The organism is Paenibacillus ottowii (assembly GCF_006874425.1).
GTDB lineage: Bacteria > Bacillota > Bacilli > Paenibacillales > Paenibacillaceae > Paenibacillus > Paenibacillus ottowii.
In genome coordinates, this window is record NZ_VIJZ01000008.1 from 194,669 (window position 1) to 211,282 (window position 16,614).

Here is a 16,614-nt window from a genome sequence, read left to right on the forward strand (position 1 = left end):
TAAAAAACCTCCTAATATAGTGGCATCTCGCGTTGTTGCCGAGTCAATTCGTGCAACTTAAAGTAGCCAGTACCTTCAAACTTGATGCGTATATAATTCTCATTCGCTATCTTGGCGGTAGGTATGATAACTCGATGCTTAATAAGGTCAGTAGCTGGTGCAATCTCACCGACCTGTACCCAATCGTCGCCTTTAATAGATGGTGACAAGGATATTTTAAGTGAGCTGCCAGACAGTAGATCAACGACAGCCCATAGCTTGTACATCCGTAGCTTCTGGGCAATTGAGCTATTGTTAAACGGCTTAGTTACAAGTGACCATTTAACGTCCTGTGTGCCATCCTTAGCGGCTCCAAATAGCTGTAGCACTCTACCCTTGCTATCGCCCACGTAAAGGTTCTCACCCATTGAAGCAAAGCATAACGGGTCAATATCGTTAAACATCGTCCACGCTTGAATGCGTGGATCATAGTTTAATATGTCGTTTTGGTGAGTGGAAAAGAATAGTGTTTTACCATCTGTACCAGCACAACTTGTGCTTGAGACACCGTTTATAAAGCCCTTGACGACCTCACTAAACGATTTATCTGGCAAGACCCCACCAGTATATTGATAGACACCATTGAGGTTAGCAAAGTAAATAACACCGTCCTGGGTGATTACGCTTTGATTGTTACGCACGCCAATACGGTCAGCCACCATCTTAGTGGTAAAGTCCGAGGGGACACCGCCGTACATCTCGTGTAGGCTGTTAGGCATGCCTATCGTAAGTTTGGTTAAGCTACCAGACAGCATATTTACGTTTTCCCCTGCCATGGATTCCATCTCTTTACCATAACTGTCTTCATCGTCTCCGTTGTACAGTTCCCATTGCTCTGGTTGATCTAAGGCACATGACTTTATTTCCTTGCCTACAGCGCACCACAGCCTATTTTGATAGGTGGTAATATAGTTCCCTTTGGCTGGTGATCCGGCTAAATCAGCTACTGTAGTGCCGTCATAATGCTTGATAGCATCAACTCCGTTGGCACCTACTAAATGAATGTCACTCCAGTTGCCCTGGAAGTTGGTGAAACTCCAACGAGCCGAAGTATCCAGTCCAGATGCCAGCGTCTGCCAAGTATTATTGTTAAACACTCGCCATGTACCGTCTCCAAAGACAGCGTGCAGCTGCTGATTCTTCCATACACCTAACCCAAGCACTGACGTACTTATTGCACTCCCCAGCACGCTGTAACCGCGCCTTGCTGCTATGACGGGGTATTCGTCCAATACAAAGTTGCTGATGCTGGTAAACAAATTGTCCTGGATGGATAGAGGGTCGAAGCTGCTCAACCCTTTCCATTCGCGTATCGTCACCGCCTGCTGTATGCCGGGTAACGGTTGGTAGTTGGCTTGTGGGTACCGAATCACATTCACGATACCACCGCCCTTTGATAGTTCTGAGCCGCCACGTTCCAAGCATTTTTATATTGATTCTCATAGTTGGCCGCTTTAACCTCATCGTCCATACTATGAGCGATGTATGCAGCAAGAGCCGGGATATACGTCCAGTGGTACTCCAATGGCGCATCCGGCTCTATGGTTATGTTGCTGCTTGTATAGGTTGCGGTACCAATCCTGTTGTACCTCACCAAACCGCCTAAACCTGCCACATAAGGCGGCGGTGATAAGGTGAGTACTTTGGTTGTATCATCGAATCTAAACGTGTTTTGGAGCGGATTAGGAGCGTCTGGTGATAGCTCTTTATATTTGACCACGCCACACATGACATAATCTATATTTTTAAAGCGCACATTAGCTGATAAAGTATACTGGCCTTGGTCCAGGACGCTTATAAACGAGTCGAAGACAGGTATCTTCACCACGTTAAAAAAGTCTTGGTTAATTGCGTTCAGCCAGATCAACTTATCTGCCACGTCGACTGCATTAGGTACAAGTAAATCAGCTTCTTTTATGATGTCGTTAATGTTCATATCATCACCTACGACTTTGTGACTTCTACTGTGACTTCAAATGCGTTGTTACTGCTGACCACGTTGATTAAAGTAAGGGATATCTTAGCGCCTTCGGTGCTTACACCCCAGCGGGATATGTTGAGCTTGGCTGCTGGTCCGATGTTGGATGTGCCAATCACATCGGTAATATTACCCTGCTGAAAATGAGCATCAGCAAAGTCCCTGATAACCACCAAAAATACACGACTGACGGAAATAATGTCAGTGCTCGTGTCCTTCATAGTAATCGTGAAGGTGTGTGTCTTCTTGCTATTGTCAATTAGCGAGTCTGTCCAGAAATCAAAGGTGTACTCTTTACCATACGTAAGCGTAGTCTTCTGTCGTTTATACGTCCCCAGGTTATTTACAAGCGAAATATCTGATGCACCAGAAACTAGAGAACCAAAAGAAGCCTTATCCAGGTTACACCCAGTAAAGCTAATTCCTGAACTTCCTGATCCTGTAACAAGGTGTGTGGGTTTTGCATTACCTTCCCAATAATCCATCGTAAACACGTTGCCGCTAAACACTATGTCTTCACAGTTTATCATCCGTAAGTGCGTTTGTTGCCAGTCGTTAGCGTTTGAGTAACCTGATGCCATCATTACATTTCCTACAAAGGCTAAGTCCCTTGCGTTGTTCATATAGATGCCCTCGTTCTCGCCTCTATCGAAGACATTACCTACAAACGTCGAACGTTGTGTACCAGTCAGTGATATGTGCATATCGTTGTACTCGATCTTATTGTTTACAATATTGCATGCAGACCCGTTAAAGACCATTCCTATCTTGCAAGTATAGATAAAGTTGTCGAATACCTTCGAATCATATAGCAGGTTAATTCCAACATTAGCGTTAAAGATAGCGTTACTATTGATCTGCCACTGCTGCCCCTGTGTGCCACCAAGATCAAAACCTATTGCAGTGTTAAATCCTGCCCATTGGCAATTGGTTACTTGGAGCAATCGCACCGATCCATCTATACCATTGGTAATCCGGTTTTGCCCGACAAGAGTCAAATTGTGTATCCCGACGTGACTGGCACCGTTAGCCCTGAACATAAACTCGTCGCCAATCTTAGCGATGATACGTGATGGACCTAGGTCATATTCGTAGTCCCACGTCTGATTAACCCCCATGAGAGAGATACCATTGTATAGCTTGAGTTCGCCAGCGTAATACTTGCCCGCCGGGAAAAATATAAATCCACCGACCAATTTGAGAGCATCAATAGCTGCCTGAATCGCAGCGGTGTCATCTGTTACTCCGTCACCTTTTGCGCCGTAATCTTTAACATTAATTGAGTACGTTCCCTTTTTGACGAAGGTGTTTTTATTTGCGACCCAATCGTTCAAATATGCAAGCTGTTCTGGACTCATTAAGCCACTTACAGTGAGCGTTGCATTTGGGATAGGGTCTGCACCATCACTCAAATGAGACGATCCATGCAAGCCGGGGATTGCGTCTCCGGTAGCCGTGAAGATTAATTTGTCTTCCCAAGGATTTGTTGTAATGGCTATGCCTGTGCGAGCCTCAAGGGTTAATGTATCTTCCTTATCATCAGCTACTACCGGAAGTTTGCCGGGCACCTCGATAGTTTTAAATGCATTCTTCGCAAAGTTATCGTCAGCGTATAACTTTGCGTTTTCTTCGGCTTTATCAGCCTTTTCCTGCGCACCCATTGGGGTTTCGTACCTTGGGTTAAGTTGAGAGCCAATATCTTGTGTTGTGTTAGGACGCCATGGTAGCACCAATATCATTCACCCCTTTACGGCCTACGTCCTAGCCGTGTAAGTCTTATATGCACGTTGTACAAGCTGTATGTTCCTGTACCTGACTGCGAAGTTTTAAACGTAATTACATCCGTTGCAGCTAAATACCTTTGTTCTTCGAATCCTAAAAACGTGACCGCACCAGCTCCAAATCCAACTACTTGGCGACTCGTCAACATTGTGCCGTTTTGATTTATTGTCAAATCCAATCGGTTAGTTGCTGGTAGGTCCTGCACAGTAGCAAGTATGTTGATGCTGTACCAGCCATCTAACGGGACTACTACGGTGTTACCACTGCGCATGCTGTAGCTGTCTTCTACTACTGCCGTTATTGGCACATCCAATACAGCCGGGCTTGCAGGCAAGGTTAATAGCCCGCTACGCAGATAAGTAAACGGGAAATCAGCCCACGTTAGATAGCCTTGTTGCTTAACAAATCCCGTAGTAGCTACCTGAGTATTGTTGGTTGCTGCTGCCGCTGTAGGAGCCGTTGGAGTACCTGTGAGCGCTGGACTGGTAAACATGGTCGCCTTGCTCTCATTGGTTACATTGCTCAAGCCCACATCAGCCTTGGTTAGCGTCACAACGCCTGTTTTCCCGGCTACGCTCTGCACAGGAGACATAGGTGTAAGCAACTCCTGCCAGTTGGCTAATACCGTTGGGTCCGTGCCCTTGAGGATGTAAGACTTACTCAAGTCTGTACGTACAGCAACATCACCTGTTTGGGCTACCAGTGCCAACATGTCAGCCTGAGTAGCTACCAAAAACGTATCTGTGACCGCTATAGCTGGAACAACTACAGCATCAAGCTTGCCGTTTTCGTCCAATACAGGGACATTGCCTGCTGCTGTGCCGGCATTAAGATAAGCCGAGTTACCAGCGTCATACACTTTGCTTAATGGGATAGGGTCAATATCTACTGGCCCAGTTGCCGTTATGGTGATTGCTCTGTCGTCCGGATCTTGAGTTACCCGTATACCGATGCCCTGCAATATTTTGAGCTCAGTCATCGGCGCATTGGCTGGGATTCCATTAATGACCGTATAGGCGTTTTGGTTGACCTCTGCTCCCCACTCAATGCCGTCTAGCTTGTTATGGTCAGTCTGTGTAACATGTACCGTCTGATCAGCGGCATGAGCCTTAAAACGGTCGTCTAGGGCATAGGTGTACGTCTTAGCGTTCTGCTCGGCTTTGTCTGCTTTCTCCTGGGCGCCGAGTGGTGTTTCATAGCGCGGGTCCAGTTCTGCCGCTGTATTTTCACTCGTGTTACCGTGTTTCCATGGATAAGGATTAGCCACGTTACCACCTCTCCTCTATTACATACCGCTCATATCCACTCGTAGCTGTGCGGTAATCCGCAAGCAACTGCTGATAACGCACATCAAAGTTGTTATTTTCAGGCATAATGTCTCTGAGCACACCGTACACCAGCAGCATATCCCAATCAGGATCGAAACCTGTCGTGGATTGCATATCGTTTACTGTGATTTCTGGATACACGGGTGTGTAAAAAATCTTGATGCCGTAGGCCTTCGCATACTTAGGCGGTGGAAAAATACCAATCTGACCAGCAACGAAGTAGTAATAGGTATGTTTCATACGCTCATTAAACTGCCTGAGCGGTATCCTGTGCCAGTCCCGGCTATCATCATGACCTTCGCTATTGTCATAAATAGCTCGCCGTATATCGACGTCTGTGACGTTTCCCGGTGGGCATGGCAGATCATATAAGCCCTCGCCCACAACGGTGTCAATGGCTTCCTCAATTACCTCTGATTGCTGCTGTGCTGCGGTTGGTGTACGCAATAACATATCTCTTACATTGGTCAGCTTCCGCAAGATTGACACGACTGGGGTTTTGTTCTCCGGCAGCTTCTCGACTATTTCCTCTACTACATCCTGTACGCGCATAGTGACACCTCTCTTAGTACAGCGCTAAAATATTGGTTGCTGTCGTCCCAGTCGCTTTGATCCTCTTAGCAGGTAAAAATAACGGTACGCCTGCTGGTACAGCCTTAATTGTTACGGCATTACCTGATGGGCTTACGACAGCCACATCGCCGCCTACACCGCAGTAAATACCTACACACTTACCATCAGGCAAGTCGGCCGTATCGCTTGGTGTGACAGCTACATAATCACTTGCCTGTTTTACGGGTAGTGGGTCTAGTCGGCTTGACATCCTCATGCTCTTCACCTCTTTGTTTAACTATGATTTCAAGCAGCTCATTTGTCCGCTGCTGCTCCTTAACAAGCGCATTTAATGCGTCAATCTCCATCCTGTACGACATCACAAGTACCTCCTATACATAAAAAAAGGGAGCTTTTAGCTCCCCTTCTTCTCCATCAATCCATTGTTAAACAAAAAATCACGCATGCTGTTAAAGTTGGTAACCATGTCTTTTTGGGCGTCGTTAAAGTCCTCCAAAACCTTAAGCTTCGCAACGTATTCATGCTTTGCGCCACCAGCTTTAGGATTGGTTACTGTCCATTCAACATCCCCTTTACGGCTCACGGTGCCACCACCTTTACTTTCCAACTACCGGATGCCAAGTCAATAGTGGCACCAGTTGGGTTGAACAAGGAAAATTTAATGGCATTAGCAGCAGATACATAAGCCTGCACCTGTACACCTTGCAGATCGTATGGAGGGAATACCTCTACACGTCTGCCGAGGACAGCACCAGTTACAGTAATTGCGCTTGACACCGCTCCGGTCATCGTAGCCAAGGAAGGAGGATCAAACGTTACTGTTGCTGCAATAACATTCGAACCGCCTACAGGTTGTCCAGCTACTGTCAGGCTATTAGTCTCAATCGCGTCAAAATGTGTTTTAGACAATTTAAACCCTCCTTATACTGGGAAGTGACCATAACCCCAAGTCCAGTCAATGCAACCATGGACACAGCTCATGATAACCTTAAACTTTTTAATTTCTGTATCAAAATCTTCCATGGTTCCTTCTTCTGGCAAACGGTGGTTGAACCACTTCATTGCTCGTTTCATGCGGCGGCTGTCTGCTGCGACCCATGCTTTACGATTACCTTTACTAAAGAATGGGTTAACGATTACCTTGATGTCACCTTCATAGATGTTAATGTTATGATCTGCAGAACCTGGTTCGTATCCTTCGCCCTTACCGCTAATCCCTGCAATTTGTAATGCCGCACGTTTGTTATAAGGTGCAACGATCAGTGTGTCAGGCATGATAGGCAACAAGTTTCCACGATCATTAGTCCATTCCTGCATAGCTACTACAGTGTCGTCGAATGAATCAATCGTTAGAGCATCAGTACCCTTGTTAGATTGCCCTGGTCCTGTGTCTCCAGGTGCCAAAGGATGATCTGTCGCAAACAAAGCTTTTCCATCTGGCAGAGCAGCGTTATATGTGCGACCACGGAAGTCAATTGCATTTGTTGTTTTATCTCCATTTACAAACCACTGTGCAGCCATGTTTTGACGAGTGTAGTAAACAGATCCGGCCAAAGAACGAATACGGTCTTTAATAGCTGTCAGTTTTACAAAATCAACGAGGTCACGGTCAATCTCACGACCATCAGAATATTTTGAGTGAGTGAAATATTTTTGCCATAGTTCATTCACGTCAGAGTAGAATACTCGTTTGTTGGAGTGAGACCATTCTTCCATCAAGCCTTCTCCACCGATCATTTCAATACTTTCTGTTTCTTTTGTAGATGCTTGTACATCAAACATATCAGGGATATAATCTTTCATCCCTTTTACTTCTTGGCTGTACAGTTCGCGGAAAATCGGCTCCAATACCTTACTATCCCATTGCAAAATACTTTGTACCATATCTGTTTATCCCCCTTATGAAAGTTGACGGTTTTTTACTTTAACCCGGCAAGTAGCTTTATTTGTGTTGATATCCATTACAACCAGCGCGCCACCAGTTACATCCGACGACAATACGGACAGACCATCGGCAGATACATCCACTGTATTGGCGCCTACCAAGAAAGCTGCATCTGGTGTACCCGTATAAGAAGCTTCGAAGTTATCTCCTTCACGCGCCAAAGTTACTTCTAGTTTTTTGTCAGTGCCAGCAGTAATAGTTTGATTAGCAAACCCTCCGATAGCTGCTCCGTTTGCTGTTTTGCTCCATCTACCATTTACAAGAGAGACCGCCTCACCTCTTGCAAACGCCTCGCTATTTGTTGCAAGAATATGAGCAATACGACTTTCAGGCGCTCCATAATCATTAAAAACCCATCTGAATCCCATATGTTTTTACCTCACTTTTTAACGTATTTTTTGGCTGCTGCCGGGTTTAACCCAAATAATGCGAAACCGTCCGCCAACTCTTTTGGCACTTCTGGTTCTGTTTCTAATGCTGCTTGTTTTTCCACCTGAGCACGCTTATTCAGGCGTTGTTGCTTGATTACAGCTTGCTCAGTGCGTTTTCTTTCATCGGCAATGATCTTATCCCGGTTGGTAAGTTCGAACGCGTGAATAGGCTTGTAACCCTGCTCAATGAGTGCGTCCATTTCCGCAGTCAGCCAGTCTGGTTTTTCTCCTTCTGGTGGTGCATTTTCCACCAACTCAGGATGCTGATTAAACAACTCTTCCCAGCCTTTGAGTAGCTGTTCCTGCTGTTCTGCCTGCTTACGTGTCTCTTGTGCCTTGGATTCACGCTCAACTACTTCACGAGCTTGCTGTAACAAAGGGTGAGCATCCAAGTACCGATCAAGGTAATCAGGGTCAATCCCAGCGTTTTCGGCATCCTCACGCAATTGCTGTTTAAGTAAATCAAAATCATCCTGTTTTTTTTGTATTGCTTGCTGCTCGATTTTGTCCAAGTTAGCAAGGTATTCGTCCGCTGTTTCATACCCGGCGAGTTTGGCTGCTCGCTGCAAGGCTTGTTCAGCTTCAGTTCTACGTTTGCGCTCCTTGTCCAGACCGAAACCCTTCTGTACTAGCTCAGGGATTTGGTCATCGTCGACCTCGATCTCTTCTTTGTTAACTTTTACTTTGAGTTTCTCGGGTTTATCCGCTATGGCTGGCGGTTCATCCTCTGACTCAAGTTCTTCGTCTTGCTCCGGTTCGTCTGTTTCTTCGCCCATTGGTTCATCCTTGATGATGCCGAATTCCCTCAAAGCTGCGTTGATATCGACGTCCGTTGTATCTGGTGTTTCATTAGGTTGAACGTCCTCACTATGGCTGGTGGGTTGTTCGAATACTTCATCTTCCATCGGTACTTCCTCCTATCGGATAAGCTGCTATGGCTGGCAGCAGAGATAAGCAATATAAAAGGCCGCCCCACGACTGGGAACGGCCTGCATTTTATTCGTTTGATTTTAATAAATTCCGTTTACTAATAGTGCTCCATCTTCCCATTCAATCTTCATCACTTCTCCGTCTGTAAATGTGATAATAATAGTTGTCCAACTTTGCATTTCCGTTTTAAGTATTGTTTTTCCCTCAAACTTCTTTATTTCTCGTAACATTTCTTCCATTACACGCCACCGCCTATCTGATTCATCAATCCACCAGCTACTTTGCTGGCTTCAATGTCCAGTTTCTGTTGCTGCACCTGCTGGTTGAACTCCCTGTCTTGCTGCTCCTGCATCTGCTTCTGGCTGGTCAACTCACCAAGCTGTTGCTGCATTTGCTGGTTCTGCTGTTGCAACTGACCAAACTGTTCTTGCATCTGCTGGATTTGTTGTTGTAAGCCTGATTCCTCCTGAACCCTACGTTTGATAACGTCCATAGGCTCCATACGTCCATTTTGGATGGTGTAGCGGACTGCCTCACCGTCAATCATTGGTAACTGTGTAACCGGGTCCTGCATCTGAAGCATATTGAATGCCATCTGTATCCAGTATTCACGGTCATGCGGCTTATCTGAGCTTATATTGACCAATATGTCGAAGGTAGGGACATATTCCTCTGTGACATCCCGAATGTCCGGTACTTCTTCGTTTGTCATCGGATCAATAGCTGTGTTCCCTGTGTCATACTGCGAAGGCACTTGAGATACAAGAGAATCCCTACTAACGCTGACTGAACGCCCCGTAACACGCGCCACACGCTCTGTGGTGTAGAACTGCGCCATCAACTCAATGTACTGCTCAAACACATCTTGCAAGGCTTCCTCTATCGTGTCAGTGACCGTGTTCAGCCTTGTACTTGCTGCTGCCATAAGTGACTTAGCTTGCTCACCACTGGTTACGTTGCTACTGGCTTGACCGTTCGCGCTGTCAAACTGTCCCGGCAACTTCTGAAGCATTTCCTTGTAGTATTCCAGCATGTTAAAGACAGTGGATGGAACGTTTATTCCTTCCAATTCCTTAACCCTAGCAATACCACCAGTTGCCACAGGAAGCATTGCCCCAGGTTGTGAACGCATCTCTTTCCACGTGTTGACCTGTTTTGAGGTAATAGCGCCTTCTTCGTACATCATGCCGCCATTCCCTTGTTTGGCCATTGTCTCTACAGCTATCTCAGCGAATTTGTTCAGCATGATTTGAGGACTGATCATATCCCTGACAAATCCTTTGCCCCATACATTACGTTCATCTGGGTATAGTGTACGAGCTGTGAAGGGGTATTTACCGTGGTCATACACATAGGCTTTATGCTCCAAGAACACACCATCTGCGCTTATATAAATGCAGTGTATACCCTCCATATCACCATTTGCCTTAGCCAGTGATTCAGATGGGTCTTTACCATCCATCAGTTTTGTTTCTGCTTGTTCGTTGAATATCTCCTTATCGTCACTGCTGATCATCTTAGGCAGTCCGCGATACCAATACTCAATCAAACCAGCAGTGCTAGATTTCTCTATGCCAGTACCGTATGATGCGCCATAATCCCGGTTAAATCCCTCGCTATTCGTTGACTCATGATTGAAGATTTCAATGTCGTCTGTATCATCGTCAGAAGTAACCTTTTTGCCTTGTCCTTGCCAACGCTCTTTGAAATACTCCAGTGTCTTACGAGACTTGACGATAATGGCGCCCATGTCCTGTAGGTTGATGAAGTCCTTGACCCGTGGATCTGGAAAGAACGTGCCCAGGTCAACAGGTATAATGTCATTCTGACCTGTCCACCGATTCATGCCACGTCCACCCTCAACAGTTGGGTCGTATACCGTTTTAAATATCAGCGGACCATGAATGACCATACGGCGTACAGCACGGATGTACTTCTGTTGGAATTTAATCTGTCGTAGTTCATAAGGCATATAATCATTCAGGTCAGCCGCTTTCTGTTCATCGCCTTCTTCTTGAGCTTCAAAATCAGGATACGGCGACCAACCTGTTAACTTGCCTACAATGGACTCTACTTGTGAGCCTATAATGTTATCCTTGCTGTTTGGTCTTAAAGCAGACTCAGGACGCAAGCCTTTCCAGTGATCACCCATGTAAAACTGTTGTTCCTGTCGCCAATGCTTTTCAATGCTTTGCCTAGTGGATTTAAACTCTTCAAAGTCACGTTGCACCATGGCAACTAACTTCTGCTGTTGCGGCGTGTTAATCGGCTCATTTGATTGCTTTTTACTTTCGTCTGTGCCGAATATACCAGCAAATTTATCTTTGGCTTTCTCTAACACCGATGCCATTCAATCACCCCTTTCAAGCAAAATAAAAAGCCGCTTATCGCGACTCACTGCACCTCTTCTTCTGTTTCGTCTCCATCATCCCAATAGCTCATTCGTTTGCGTTTTGGCTTTGCTGTTTCCTCGTTTACAGGCTGCTGATACGCTTTATATTCCCCGTAGTCCTTAGCCATTAGCTTATTGGTCAAGTCTCTTATCGTGTCTTGTTGTACCCTTGTGATGCGGTATACAAGCACACCAGCAGCACATAGGCCAACTGTAAATACACCAGCTATAAACTGTATGTCTGTCATCGTTTCACCTCACCAGAATGTTTCATTACCGCCGAATGGGTTATGTTCATCGTCATCATCTTCATCAAATCTCACCTTATAACTTCCGTCTGGTACTGCTGACCACGGTTTCTCCTGTACATCATTCTGTGGTCTACTCATGCACCAGTAACGCAATGCATCGGGTACGTGGTCAAGTGGATGGGCTGCGGCATCTTCCACATGTCTGTCATCGTGTACCATAGCCGGTATAGACTCAATCGCATGAAGACAAGTGTTAAATATCTTTAGGTTAGCGTCCTTGTACATCTTGCCAGTCACATGATCCAGTACATCCTTTACATGTAGCCATTCCCTAACCCGCTTCCAACCGTTAATGCGTTCCTTTTTAGCTTGGATTAACGGTACTTGGAAACGCGCAAATATCTCGGCTGGCGTCACATCCTCCATCTTGGATTTATTCCAAAAGGATGTATCAGCTACCGAGTATTCATAATGCTCTGTAATAGGGCTGTTCAGCCTCACCATTTCCACCTGTTCACTAGTCAGCAGCTTACTCTTTACAAACTCGCGGTAAAGGTATGCCGTACCCTTTGGATCTAGTGCTATCCATAGACACACAAATGGGTCGTTGTAGCCTTCATCCATCGCTCTAAACTTCTTCCAATGGGTAGGTATGTCAAACGGCTCTACAACGTGTATAGCGCGGCTGAACTCACCAAAGTATTGCCCTGCGAATGTGTCCCAGTCACCCTCAAGCAACTGTTTCCGCTCATTGTCAGGCAACGACATCAGCCGCGCTACATATCCGGGGTCATTATCAACTAACGCTTTGTTATCAAATACATTCGCCGGAATGAATATTCGCTTACGAATTATAGGCTCTCCAGCGTTCGCCATTCCCTCCGGCCAATGTAGTGGATTACCGTTGTCGTCAAGCTCCGGCACATCATGTATTTGCTCAGGTACACCAATATCAATGAAACGACGTTTAACCCACGAGTGACCTATGCCCCCTGGGTTGGTTGTGCTCTTCACACTGCGCGGATATGGTTTACTACCCCGTAGACGTGAAAGCATGTATGTGTACCATCGTTCCTCAAACTGCGTTAACTCTTCCCAACGTATCTGATCGTACTCAGCACCTTGGTATTTCATAAAGTCACTATCATTGTCCCAGTGAGCAAGCTCAACAATTGAGCCATTAAGGAATATCCATTCATGTTTTGCTTGGTTGTACTTACATAGCTCTTTGGGATAAACCTGTAATGTACGCATGATAATTGACCGCTGCAAGTCAGGGAATGTACGTCTAAAGATAATTTGTCTGCTACCCGGATACTCCAATGCATACTTGAGCGCATCCCATATTGTAGCTTCTGACTTACCTCCACCTGCTGCACCACCATATAGCAGTTCATCTACCCCAGTGGCTTGGTGATACTTCTGCTGTCTTGGTTGAGGCTTATAAGGTATCCTGAGCGTTGTCATGGCGACATACCTGCATCAAATACCACCGTTACGGTGCCTTCACTGTTAACATCTGCAACTATCTTATCAGTTGCTTTGTATCCTGCGCGGTCTAACAAATCCTTAGCGGCAGACAGCCTATCTTTGTGTTGTGCCGCTGGGTCATTCATAATCTCTTTCATGACTTCGTAAGCCTTAACAGCATCAGCTACGAACATTTCTCGCAAATCCCTGTTAAGGTTCTGTTCATTTTTGTTAAGATATTGTTTAACTTTATCGTTTTTTAACATCCTACTGCCTTGTACATGTGCTGATTTTTCAGAATATCCAGCAGCTTTAGCCGCCGCAGTGATATTGTTATGACGCAAATATTCTTGAACAAATACCAATTGTTTTGGACTCAAGTCTGCCATGTGTCTACCTCCTTTCTACTCCTTCAAGAATCGGTTAAAGTCTTCTTTCATCCATGTAGGAATCTCGTGTGAGTATTCCCGCAATCCTTTCATGGATTTATACCCTACATCAACCATAATCATGTTTTCTTGTTCACCTTTTACATAAACCGTATTTCCGTGATGCTCAAGTTTAAGTATCTTTCCAATGTCCAAGTAAACAGTATTGTGGAGAAACGGCAACTCATATAGCGGGTCCATCGTGTGCATTATCTTGTCGTCTTCATGCCACACCTTTGGGTTAAACATCGTCTACCTCCTCTCTCCAAACCAACTGTAACACTGTAGCGCCATCATCAGCGCAATACAGCCCGGTAACCAGCCTATCCTAATGGCTATCCTCATGTACCATGGGAACTCCCTTAGATCAAACATAAAGCTTACTGCGATGTAACAGATGCCTATACATAGTAATAGAATCATGTTGCCTACTTTCTCCCATGTACCTTACTTTACCGTCACCCCTCGGTGTTTCGGGTTTAGATTACGGGATGCTTAATCTTCACTTACTGACTCACAAAGCTCATAAGGATCTTTTTCCCACAATAACTGTCCATCCATTGACCAATATTGAGTGATGACTCTTACTGGACTGTTTTTACCATCACCTCTACGGGTTAACGTTGTTTCAATCACTTGTATCACTTTGCATGTGTCCAATGTTTATATCCCTCCTTATAGGAAAACCCTCTATACGGCTGCCGCTTCGCTAGGTGATTCTAATACTCAAGCGGATATATCAACATGTTTCCATGTTCGATTTTCTCTTATCGCTCTGACTATTTTCACACTAACACCCAATGAATCTCTGATTTCCCTGGATTTAATTCCGTCACGTAACATGATCTTTATTCGTCTCGCCGTTTCTTCGTTTATCTTTGCTCTACCATTCCTTTCCCCGTAAGCGTTTCTTTCCCTACAAACAGCGTCTTGCATGTTTTCTGTATGGGTGCCTAACTCCAAATGTTCAGGATTTATACAGCTTCTATTATCACATTTATGCCTCACTACAAGCCCTTCGGGGATCTCCCCAAAGCATTCTTTATACACAACTCTATGAGCTCCTTGTTCTCTGCCTTCATAATACAGGAAGCCATACCCCTCGCCATTAATTCGGTGTGAAGTAATGACGAAACAACCATTTTCATCAATCCGAAAATCAAGCCTTTTTTTCCTCATAATCCTCACCCCTCGATGACCTTCGGTAAAAACACAAAAAAGCCACAGATAAATTTTTCCTGCGACTTCACTAAACGTATTGACAGCAATACATATTCGTGTTATTATATATTCAGAGGGTGCGGTAAGCACTCCGGAAAGGAGAAACTAAGATTATGGTGACGCTAATTATCATTTTACTCACCGCACTGGTTAATCTTGCAACTGCTTGGGTAAACTTCCAAACATCCAAGAACAATAACCGGCGGCTAAAGTAAAAAGCCCCTTACGGTGCGACGTAAGAAGGCTAATGACTTGCACAAGGTTGGGGAGAAATCCCCTTCCTTACACCATATTAATCTTATGCTTATCTTACCCTCTGTATACTTCGTTGTAAATTATAATTTACAAAAAAAATCAGAAATAAAGGAGGCACCAGCATGGAAACTGTTACTCTTGTCATCTCGTTAGCTGGCTTAGTTTTATCGTTGGTTGCTTTGACTCAAGCTATCAAGAATAGGAGGTAATCACCTTGGCAAATGCAGCTTTGTCTTTCCGATTCCCGGAAGAATTCGCTACCCTGTTGCGTACCTGGTCATTCGTGACCGAAAAGGATCAACGCACACTATTACAAGAAGCATTTACGGAATATGCAGCCAATCACCCCGACATTAGAGAAAAAGTCGATCAAATTATAAATACACTTAATGACCCGTCCAAGTGATGGGTTATTTTTTTACTATCTGCAAACAAAAAGAGCAACGGTTACCCGTTACCCTCTCTGTACAGATATCATTTTTGATGTGGACAAGGGACTTTCACCCTTGCATGAGAGGTTTTTGGCCTTTTGGTTATTGCGCCACTGGACATATTTACTGGGCTGCCCTAGCCTCATTCATCTAACATCCTCTCTAAAGATGACCAATAGCGTCTATATTCCGCCACCACATCGCCAGATCCCTTATAATCTGAATGGTCGACCTGAGTTCCATTACAGATGTCGGTATACGGCCCCGACAGGCACGGTGTGACCTACTTTCTGAGACTCGCTCAGTTTCAGTCGTAACCAGATATTATGAAGAAACAGCGTGGACAGCGACTGCGCATTTAGCTACCGTTGCCCATCGCATATTTCCTATACTACTATCTTAGCATTTTGTTTGATGCATTTGTGTGCAAAAATGCGGCATTTATGCTGGTTCTACGTGACGCCAATTCGGATCAAACATGTGATCAAGATTGTTGATTTCCTCTTCATCCTCCGTCAATGGATCTAACGCAATGGACAACCGTCTGATTGCTTGAGTGTGCCATCTGCCTACTGTTGTTCGATCCTTGTGTATGACATTTGAAATCTCTCCTATTGTCATAGGATTACGGTCTAGATACTTACGCATAATTACAGAACGCTGATCATCGTTCAAAACGTAGTTTACAGCTCCATCAATCATGTTGACAATGCGGTTGTATCTTGCCCTATCCCATGAATCTGGATTCTTTTTTCGCTCTGATATAACCAGCGGCAGCCTAATTGCATCGTCATCTTTCCCACAGTTTTGTACTGCATACCGATATGAACGGTAGTTCTTCAACAACCTTGTCACTTGGTTGTGTTCCATCACATTCCCTCCTTCAACTCTACTAATGGCACAAAAGCTACTTCTCTGTACCCTTCATGCAGTTTGTATTCTTCGTGTAAGTGGAATGACGGCTTTGTCCAACGTCCGATACTCCAACCTCGTCTGTCGAAGTCGAAGTACACCAACAATGAACCTGTAGCCTCTTCGTCCTTTAAATCAATCATCACCGCGTATGGGTGATCTATCCCAGGATTGCGATATCTGTAATGCTGCATCACGCTTTTATCACGTTTAAGCATGGTTACCCTTCTTTTAGGAAAAGGCAGCCG

At 45.0% G+C, this 16,614-nt stretch carries 23 protein-coding genes; 1 reads left to right on the forward strand and 22 read right to left on the reverse strand.

Going from position 1 to position 16,614, the window contains the following annotated elements; translation table 11 throughout:
- Positions 1-11 precede the first annotated feature (11 nt).
- The 20 genes from FKV70_RS18930 to FKV70_RS19015 form a co-directional block, all read right to left on the reverse strand.
- Positions 12-1,418 (reverse strand): hypothetical protein, encoded by a 1,407-nt coding sequence (locus tag FKV70_RS18930; RefSeq protein WP_142613822.1) that lies wholly within the window; start codon positions 1,416-1,418, stop codon positions 12-14.
- A complete protein-coding gene (locus FKV70_RS18935) occupies positions 1,415-1,975 on the reverse strand; it encodes a phage adaptor protein (RefSeq protein WP_142613823.1) in 561 nt (186 codons plus the stop codon). The genes FKV70_RS18930 and FKV70_RS18935 overlap by 4 nt, the downstream gene beginning before the upstream one ends.
- An 8-nt stretch (positions 1,976-1,983) precedes the next feature.
- Complete coding sequence (locus tag FKV70_RS18940) at positions 1,984-3,747, reverse strand: glycosyl hydrolase family 28-related protein (RefSeq protein WP_244310789.1); 1,764 nt, start codon at positions 3,745-3,747, stop codon at positions 1,984-1,986.
- Positions 3,748-3,764: 17 nt separating this feature from the next.
- Positions 3,765-5,066, reverse strand: a complete 1,302-nt coding sequence (locus FKV70_RS26280) for a hypothetical protein (RefSeq protein ID WP_142613825.1) — start codon at positions 5,064-5,066, stop codon at positions 3,765-3,767.
- Position 5,067: 1 nt separating this feature from the next.
- On the reverse strand, positions 5,068-5,679 hold the full coding sequence (locus tag FKV70_RS18950) for a phage adaptor protein (protein ID WP_142613826.1): 612 nt from the start codon (positions 5,677-5,679) through the stop codon (positions 5,068-5,070).
- A gap of 13 nt (positions 5,680-5,692) precedes the next feature.
- Positions 5,693-5,956 carry a spike base protein, RCAP_Rcc01079 family gene (locus FKV70_RS18955; protein WP_162305679.1) on the reverse strand — a complete coding sequence of 88 codons (264 nt, stop codon included), beginning with the start codon at positions 5,954-5,956 and terminating at the stop codon, positions 5,693-5,695.
- Positions 5,907-6,059 (reverse strand): hypothetical protein, encoded by a 153-nt coding sequence (locus tag FKV70_RS25940; protein ID WP_162305680.1) that lies wholly within the window; start codon positions 6,057-6,059, stop codon positions 5,907-5,909. The genes FKV70_RS18955 and FKV70_RS25940 overlap by 50 nt, the downstream gene beginning before the upstream one ends.
- 35 nt (positions 6,060-6,094) lie before the next feature.
- Positions 6,095-6,283, reverse strand: a complete 189-nt coding sequence (locus FKV70_RS18960) for a hypothetical protein (RefSeq protein WP_134902467.1) — start codon at positions 6,281-6,283, stop codon at positions 6,095-6,097.
- Entirely contained in the window at positions 6,280-6,609 is a 330-nt protein-coding gene (locus FKV70_RS18965) for a hypothetical protein (RefSeq protein ID WP_142613828.1), read from the reverse strand. Before FKV70_RS18965 ends, FKV70_RS18960 begins: the two co-directional genes overlap by 4 nt.
- Positions 6,610-6,621: 12 nt before the next feature.
- Complete coding sequence (locus FKV70_RS18970; protein WP_142613829.1) at positions 6,622-7,584, reverse strand: Mu-like prophage major head subunit gpT family protein; 963 nt, start codon at positions 7,582-7,584, stop codon at positions 6,622-6,624.
- A 15-nt stretch (positions 7,585-7,599) separates the two neighbouring features.
- Complete coding sequence (locus FKV70_RS18975) at positions 7,600-8,013, reverse strand: hypothetical protein (protein WP_142613830.1); 414 nt, start codon at positions 8,011-8,013, stop codon at positions 7,600-7,602.
- Between the two features lie 11 nt (positions 8,014-8,024).
- Complete coding sequence (locus FKV70_RS18980; protein ID WP_142613831.1) at positions 8,025-8,981, reverse strand: hypothetical protein; 957 nt, start codon at positions 8,979-8,981, stop codon at positions 8,025-8,027.
- 105 nt (positions 8,982-9,086) lie between these two features.
- Positions 9,087-9,245 carry a hypothetical protein gene (locus FKV70_RS25945; RefSeq protein ID WP_162305681.1) on the reverse strand — a complete coding sequence of 53 codons (159 nt, stop codon included), beginning with the start codon at positions 9,243-9,245 and terminating at the stop codon, positions 9,087-9,089.
- Positions 9,245-11,356, reverse strand: coding sequence for a portal protein (locus FKV70_RS18985; protein ID WP_142613832.1), 2,112 nt, complete (start codon positions 11,354-11,356; stop codon positions 9,245-9,247). The genes FKV70_RS25945 and FKV70_RS18985 overlap by 1 nt, the downstream gene beginning before the upstream one ends.
- A gap of 44 nt (positions 11,357-11,400) precedes the next feature.
- A complete protein-coding gene (locus FKV70_RS18990) occupies positions 11,401-11,646 on the reverse strand; it encodes a hypothetical protein (protein ID WP_142613833.1) in 246 nt (81 codons plus the stop codon).
- Positions 11,647-11,655: 9 nt separating this feature from the next.
- Positions 11,656-13,116, reverse strand: coding sequence for a phage terminase large subunit (locus FKV70_RS18995; protein WP_142613834.1), 1,461 nt, complete (start codon positions 13,114-13,116; stop codon positions 11,656-11,658).
- Positions 13,113-13,508 (reverse strand): terminase small subunit, encoded by a 396-nt coding sequence (locus FKV70_RS19000; protein ID WP_142613835.1) that lies wholly within the window; start codon positions 13,506-13,508, stop codon positions 13,113-13,115. The genes FKV70_RS18995 and FKV70_RS19000 overlap by 4 nt, the downstream gene beginning before the upstream one ends.
- Before the next feature lie 15 nt (positions 13,509-13,523).
- Positions 13,524-13,796 carry a hypothetical protein gene (locus FKV70_RS19005; RefSeq protein WP_142613836.1) on the reverse strand — a complete coding sequence of 91 codons (273 nt, stop codon included), beginning with the start codon at positions 13,794-13,796 and terminating at the stop codon, positions 13,524-13,526.
- Between the two features lie 246 nt (positions 13,797-14,042).
- Complete coding sequence (locus FKV70_RS19010) at positions 14,043-14,207, reverse strand: carboxypeptidase (protein ID WP_142613837.1); 165 nt, start codon at positions 14,205-14,207, stop codon at positions 14,043-14,045.
- Between the two features lie 66 nt (positions 14,208-14,273).
- Complete coding sequence (locus tag FKV70_RS19015; RefSeq protein ID WP_142613838.1) at positions 14,274-14,726, reverse strand: HNH endonuclease signature motif containing protein; 453 nt, start codon at positions 14,724-14,726, stop codon at positions 14,274-14,276.
- Positions 14,727-15,237: 511 nt separating this feature from the next.
- Here FKV70_RS19015 and FKV70_RS19020 point away from each other — a divergent pair.
- Positions 15,238-15,429 (forward strand): hypothetical protein, encoded by a 192-nt coding sequence (locus FKV70_RS19020; RefSeq protein WP_142613839.1) that lies wholly within the window; start codon positions 15,238-15,240, stop codon positions 15,427-15,429.
- 466 nt (positions 15,430-15,895) lie between these two features.
- Here the strand turns inward: FKV70_RS19020 and FKV70_RS19025 are convergent, their stop codons facing one another.
- Together FKV70_RS19025 and FKV70_RS19030 are read right to left on the reverse strand one after the other, a co-directional pair.
- Entirely contained in the window at positions 15,896-16,324 is a 429-nt protein-coding gene (locus FKV70_RS19025; protein WP_142613840.1) for an RNA polymerase sigma factor sigma-70 region 4 domain-containing protein, read from the reverse strand.
- Positions 16,324-16,584: a hypothetical protein gene (locus FKV70_RS19030; RefSeq protein WP_142613841.1), complete on the reverse strand. Its 261-nt coding sequence runs from the start codon at positions 16,582-16,584 to the stop codon at positions 16,324-16,326. Before FKV70_RS19030 ends, FKV70_RS19025 begins: the two co-directional genes overlap by 1 nt.
- Between the last annotated feature and the right edge of the window lie 30 nt (positions 16,585-16,614).

Excerpts from the sequence above, each read along its gene's own strand:
- FKV70_RS18995 (WP_142613834.1), bottom strand. The coding sequence starts at position 13,116 with ATGACAACGCTCAGGATACCTTATAAGCCTCAACCAAGACAGCAGAAG.
- FKV70_RS18975 (WP_142613830.1), bottom strand. The coding sequence starts at position 8,013 with ATGGGATTCAGATGGGTTTTTAATGATTATGGAGCGCCTGAAAGTCGT.
- FKV70_RS18935 (WP_142613823.1), bottom strand. The coding sequence starts at position 1,975 with ATGAACATTAACGACATCATAAAAGAAGCTGATTTACTTGTACCTAAT.
- FKV70_RS25940 (WP_162305680.1), bottom strand. The coding sequence starts at position 6,059 with ATGTCGTACAGGATGGAGATTGACGCATTAAATGCGCTTGTTAAGGAG.
- FKV70_RS19005 (WP_142613836.1), bottom strand. The coding sequence starts at position 13,796 with ATGTTTAACCCAAAGGTGTGGCATGAAGACGACAAGATAATGCACACG.
- FKV70_RS18980 (WP_142613831.1), bottom strand. The coding sequence starts at position 8,981 with ATGGAAGATGAAGTATTCGAACAACCCACCAGCCATAGTGAGGACGTT.
- FKV70_RS19025 (WP_142613840.1), bottom strand. The coding sequence starts at position 16,324 with ATGGAACACAACCAAGTGACAAGGTTGTTGAAGAACTACCGTTCATAT.
- FKV70_RS19030 (WP_142613841.1), bottom strand. The coding sequence starts at position 16,584 with ATGCTTAAACGTGATAAAAGCGTGATGCAGCATTACAGATATCGCAAT.
- FKV70_RS18950 (WP_142613826.1), bottom strand. The coding sequence starts at position 5,679 with ATGCGCGTACAGGATGTAGTAGAGGAAATAGTCGAGAAGCTGCCGGAG.
- FKV70_RS25945 (WP_162305681.1), bottom strand. The coding sequence starts at position 9,245 with ATGGAAGAAATGTTACGAGAAATAAAGAAGTTTGAGGGAAAAACAATA.
- FKV70_RS19015 (WP_142613838.1), bottom strand. The coding sequence starts at position 14,726 with ATGAGGAAAAAAAGGCTTGATTTTCGGATTGATGAAAATGGTTGTTTC.
- FKV70_RS19000 (WP_142613835.1), bottom strand. The coding sequence starts at position 13,508 with ATGGCAGACTTGAGTCCAAAACAATTGGTATTTGTTCAAGAATATTTG.
- FKV70_RS18955 (WP_162305679.1), bottom strand. The coding sequence starts at position 5,956 with ATGAGGATGTCAAGCCGACTAGACCCACTACCCGTAAAACAGGCAAGT.
- FKV70_RS18970 (WP_142613829.1), bottom strand. The coding sequence starts at position 7,584 with ATGGTACAAAGTATTTTGCAATGGGATAGTAAGGTATTGGAGCCGATT.
- FKV70_RS18990 (WP_142613833.1), bottom strand. The coding sequence starts at position 11,646 with ATGACAGACATACAGTTTATAGCTGGTGTATTTACAGTTGGCCTATGT.
- FKV70_RS18985 (WP_142613832.1), bottom strand. The coding sequence starts at position 11,356 with ATGGCATCGGTGTTAGAGAAAGCCAAAGATAAATTTGCTGGTATATTC.